The organism is Streptomyces narbonensis (assembly GCF_014649015.1).
GTDB classification, from domain to species: domain Bacteria; phylum Actinomycetota; class Actinomycetes; order Streptomycetales; family Streptomycetaceae; genus Streptomyces; species Streptomyces narbonensis.
In genome coordinates this window covers 1-771 of the sequence record NZ_BMSF01000109.1, presented here as the reverse complement: position 1 = coordinate 771, position 771 = coordinate 1, and the positions used below count along the sequence as shown (strand labels likewise).

The following is a 771-nucleotide window of genomic DNA, read 5'->3' as shown; positions in this document are numbered from 1 at the left end:
TTATATATTTATTAATTATTTATTAATATAATATTTATTAATTTATTAAAATATTTATATTATATTATAAATATCTCCTTCGATTAGATAATTTATATTATTTATTAATATAATATTTATTTAATATTTATATATATATATATATATATAATTTATTAATATATATATTATATAATATAATTATTGGAGTTAATGAGACTTGAACTCATATTAAATGCATGCAACGCAGTCGTTCTACCAAATTTAACTATAACCCCATTATATTTATATTTATATTATTTATAAAAAAAATAAAAATATAAATTATTATTTCTTTATATAATATATAATATTATTATAATATTATTCTTATGTAATTTATTTATATTAATTAAATTAAACTATATTATTACTTATAATAAAATATATATTAATGAAAGATTAAAAATAATATCAAAGTAAATAAATATTATTTTATAAATTTATAATAAGTTTTTAATATATTATTATCTTATTATAAAAAATTAATAATTAATTAATTAACCCTATATTAAAATATAAAATTATATACTTTTTATATAATAAATAATAAATAATTAATAATTAATATATAAATAATTATAATATTTTATATTATTCTCCTTTCGGGGTTCCGGCTCCCGTGGCCGGGCCCCGGAACTATTAAATATTTTTATTTAATAATAAATAAATAAATAAATTAATTAATAATATTTATTAATATATAATATTATATAATATAATATAATATCTTATAGGATTTGAACCTATATA

1 tRNA gene is annotated in these 771 nt (G+C 11.0%); it reads right to left on the bottom strand.

Annotated features, from left to right (window positions below):
- Nucleotides 1-184: 184 nt before the first annotated feature.
- Nucleotides 185-257, bottom strand: a tRNA-Ala gene (locus IE124_RS36310).
- Between the last annotated feature and the right edge of the window lie 514 nt (nucleotides 258-771).